The sequence below is a fragment of the Bacillus sp. GMs2/2 genome, assembly GCF_050172095.1.
Lineage (GTDB): Bacteria > Bacillota > Bacilli > Bacillales > Bacillaceae_G > Bacillus_A > Bacillus_A cereus.
On record NZ_JBNLYE010000344.1, the window covers coordinates 1 to 4098 of the forward strand.

Sequence of the window (4098 nt, forward strand, 5' to 3'; positions counted from 1 at the left end):
AAATAATCAACATTAATAAAAAACAATCCTAGCTAATATGCAAGGATTGTTTTTTATTTAGATTTATTCTTCATATCTTTCTCCTTTTTTCAAATGATTAGCAGCAACAAAACAGATTACACCTATAAATATAAGTACAATACCAACCGTTTTCTGTTTTCCCTCAAAGAAAGGAATATCTGAAATAACATTTGTCATACATAGTCCTAAAAATACAAAGATAGGGCCCACCCAAAGTAATACATTACCGAATTTTGTGTGCTTCCACATAATAACCCTCCTTAACCCTCTTTACATATATATCCATAAATAAAAAGTAAATTCATAGAGAAATATAGTTTTTTTCATATCGAAAATTTAACCCTCATATATTGGTACAAGCAAAAGAGAAAGGAGACCATCATGAATTGGTTAGAAGCTTTCATACTAGGTATAATTCAAGGTTTAACAGAATTTTTACCAATCAGTAGTACCGGACATCTTTATTTAGGAAGGCATTTGTTCCGATTAGATGAGGCTGGCTTATTTTTAGATACGATGCTGCATATTGGGACTTTACTTGCGGTTTTTATTTATTACAAAAAAGAATTTATATATTTAATTAAAAACCCATTTTCAAAGCTCATGTTATTACTTATCGTTGGGACAATACCCGCAGTTGTAATTGGTTTATTGTTTAAAGACTTCTTTGAAGATATTTCAAAAACAGGAATCACGATCGGTTGGGAGTTTTTAGTGACCGGATTCTTTCTCTACATGGCAGATAAACAAAAGAATGGTCGTAAAAAAATGGATCACATAACATATAAAGACGCATTAATTATCGGTTCATTTCAAGCTGCTGCTATTTTTCCAGCCATTTCCCGTTCTGGAATGACAATTGTCGCTGCATTATGGAGAAAATTAGACCGTGAAACTGCTGCTTACTTTTCTTTTTTACTATCGACACCAGCCATCGTTGGAGCTATCATTTTGCAATTTGTAGACGTTTTTCAAGGGAAAGCAGAATCTATTTCTAGCACATCTTTAATTGTCGGAACGTTATCAGCAGCGTTTTTTGGATACATAGCCGTTTCATGGATGATTCAATATTTAAAACGTCACTCCTTAAAAGTATTCGCGTATTACGTATGGGGATTAGGTATTTTAATTTTAATGTTGCAATTTACTGATGTATTTTAAGTATAATGATAAAGAAGTTAATTAGTTTAAGATCCTGTTTCATTCATACAAGGCAGGATCTCTTTTTATTAAGGGGGAAAATATGTTTAATAAGGCTATCGTTATTGGTGGAAGTATGGCAGGAAAGTTTGCAGCAAAAGCATTATCAACTTCTTTTAAAGAAGTAATCATTATAGAAGCTGGTGAAAGATGGGATGGAAAGTCTTCGAGAAAAAGAGTTCCACAAAGTAATCATCCTCACGTGTTATTAAAAGGTGGAGAAAACGCAATTGAAGAATTGTTTCCTAATATTACGAACGAATTAATAGAAGCGGGTAGTATTATAAACAACTTTACGCGTGATTTGAAATGGCATCAATTCGGTCTATGGAAACAACCGTTCATAGGGGAAGTACATATGATTCAACAAAGTCGTCCTTTGCTAGAATGGCATATTCAAAAACGAATACATCAAATTTCAAATATTACTATTAAATATGAAACATTGGTTAAAGGGTTATTGGTAGATGCAAAGCTTAACAAGGTGTGTGGAGTAAAAGTTAAATATTTAGAGACAAACACACAAGAAGAAGTTCATGCGGATCTTGTTGTTGATGCGAGTGGATTTGGCTCAAAAAGTATAGAGTGGTTACGAGAATACGGAATTGAAGTACAAGAAGAGAAAGTTCGTATTGATTTATTTTACGCAACGAAAATGTTCAAACTTAAAGAAAATGAGGAGTTAGACTGTTGTAATATGTTAATGTCTCCGAGTTTCCCTGATAACCCTTATGGCGTTCTTATTCAAACGATAGAAGATAATCGTTATTTTGTTACTTTCAGTGGATACGCAAACGAGAAAGCACCACAAACAGATGATGAGTTTTATGATTTTGCTGAAAACCTATCAATTTCTAATGTTACAGATTTCCTAAACAAGGCTGAGGGAATTACTGATATAAAGACATTCAAAATTCCTTATCAAGTACGCCGGCGATTTGATTTAGTGAATAATGTACCAGAAGGATTATTAGTTGTTGGAGATGCGCAATGTCGTTTTGATCCCGTTTTCGGCCAAGGTGTATCAGTTGCTGCTATGGAGGCTCACCAATTGCAATTACTTCTGCAAGGTAGAAAACAACTTGATAAAACATTTACACAACAATTTTATAAAAAGGCAGCTAATATAATAGAAACCCCATGGGATATGACAACAACGGAAATATCACGTCACCCGCAGTTAAAGAGAGAATTAACTACAAAACAAAAATTTCAGCTATGGTATACGAAACAAATATATCGACTATCCGCAAGTAATTCTGATGTTTATATTCGGTTAGTACGAGTGATGAATTTGATTCGTAGTCCATTTCATCTTTTTCATCCGAAAGTGCTACTATCTGTATTGCTTAATCGAAAGAAATAGCAGGAATATAATTGATTAAAAAAGAATGTATAACAGTTAGTAAATCAAGAAGGAGAATACGGGATGGAAATATACATAGAGCAACTAAAGAAACAAGATGCTAAGGATTTATTTACGTTTGAACTTACGAATAAATCTTTTTTTGAAACAATGGTACCAAATCGCGGCTCGAAATATTTTGAATTTGAATATTTCCAAAAACTACTAGACGATTTATTAATAGAACAGGCGGATGGAGATTCTTATTTTTATTTAATTCGTAATGAAGAAAAAGAAATTGTAGGACGAATAAATTTAGTAGATATAGATACAGAAACTCGAATTAGTTCGCTAGGGTATCGGGTCGGAGAAAAATTTACTAAAAAAGGAGTTGCAACAGCAGCCGTAAAATTAATTTTAGACGTAGCGAAAAATAATGAAATTACTGAAGTTCATGCTAAAACAACGACTAATAATCTCGCATCACAAATTGTACTAGAAAAAAGCGGATTTTCTTCTTATCAAAACGAATCAGATACAACTTCTGTAGAATTAAATGGAGAACATGTGAAGTTTGTACATTATATTTGGAGAAATACTTCACGCTTATAATAAGGAGGACTTATTCATGAATGATTTACGTTATCCAATTGGCCAATTTACATACAAACGTCCTATAACTGAAGAAATGATTGATACATGGATTCAAGAAATTGAAGATTTACCTCATGAACTAACAAAGGCAATTAAAGATTTAGATCAGAAGCAGTTAGATACACCATATCGCGTTGGAGGGTGGACTGTACGTCAAGTAGTTCATCACGTTGTTGATAGCCATATGAATAGCTACATACGCTTTAAATTAGCACTGACAGAAAAGAATCCAACTATTAAGCCGTATAAAGAAGAGAAGTGGGCAGAGTTACCCGATTCAAAATTATCGGTAGATGTTTCACTAGTAATGCTAGATTCATTACATAAAAGATGGGTTAACCTTTTATATTCTCTAGAAATTGAAGATTTAGAAAAGACATTTAACCATCCTGAAACTGGTGAAACAAAACTTGCTGTTGCAATAGGACTATACGCATGGCATGGTCGTCATCATACCGCTCATATTACCTCGTTAAGAAAGCGACTTAATTGGTAACATGGATATTATATTAGAGAAGGCGACAGAAAGTGATGCAGAAGTTATATTTCAAATGCAAATAGACTCATTTAGCCCTTTATTACATAAATATAAAGACTATGAAACTAATCCAGCAAATGAAACTATCGAAAAAACTATTTGTAGAATAAATCATGTAGACGGTGGCTTCTATAAAATAATAGTGGCAATGAATCTTGTTGGAGCGATATGCATTTCACAAAAAGAAACACCCTCTAAATTTTGGATCAGTCCAATGTTTATTCATCCGAGTTATCAAGGAAAAGGAATTGCCCAAAAGGTACTTACATTAATTGAGGAAATGTTTCCTGAAGCAACGAGCTGTGAACTTGCTACTATTTTAGAAGAAGAGAAAAATTGT

6 protein-coding genes are annotated in these 4098 nt (G+C 33.1%); 5 read left to right on the forward strand and 1 reads right to left on the reverse strand.

Going from position 1 to position 4098, the window contains the following annotated elements:
- Positions 1-63: 63 nt before the first annotated feature.
- Complete coding sequence (locus ACQGS6_RS23875; protein WP_000265471.1) at positions 64-270, reverse strand: hypothetical protein; 207 nt, start codon at positions 268-270, stop codon at positions 64-66.
- 132 nt (positions 271-402) lie between these two features.
- Between ACQGS6_RS23875 and ACQGS6_RS23880 the strand changes: the two genes are divergently transcribed.
- The 5 genes from ACQGS6_RS23880 to ACQGS6_RS23900 all read left to right on the forward strand — a co-directional run.
- Positions 403-1182: an undecaprenyl-diphosphate phosphatase gene (locus tag ACQGS6_RS23880; protein WP_001104300.1), complete on the forward strand. Its 780-nt coding sequence runs from the start codon at positions 403-405 to the stop codon at positions 1180-1182.
- Positions 1183-1264: 82 nt separating this feature from the next.
- A complete protein-coding gene (locus ACQGS6_RS23885) occupies positions 1265-2587 on the forward strand; it encodes an FAD-dependent oxidoreductase (protein ID WP_074625217.1) in 1323 nt (440 codons plus the stop codon).
- A gap of 63 nt (positions 2588-2650) precedes the next feature.
- Positions 2651-3178: a GNAT family N-acetyltransferase gene (locus ACQGS6_RS23890; RefSeq protein ID WP_061667895.1), complete on the forward strand. Its 528-nt coding sequence runs from the start codon at positions 2651-2653 to the stop codon at positions 3176-3178.
- A 16-nt stretch (positions 3179-3194) separates the two neighbouring features.
- Positions 3195-3716 carry a YfiT family bacillithiol transferase gene (locus ACQGS6_RS23895; protein ID WP_426965708.1) on the forward strand — a complete coding sequence of 174 codons (522 nt, stop codon included), beginning with the start codon at positions 3195-3197 and terminating at the stop codon, positions 3714-3716.
- Between the two features lies 1 nt (position 3717).
- The coding region (locus ACQGS6_RS23900) for a GNAT family N-acetyltransferase (RefSeq protein WP_426965709.1) at positions 3718-4098 on the forward strand (381 nt) is incomplete at its 3' end.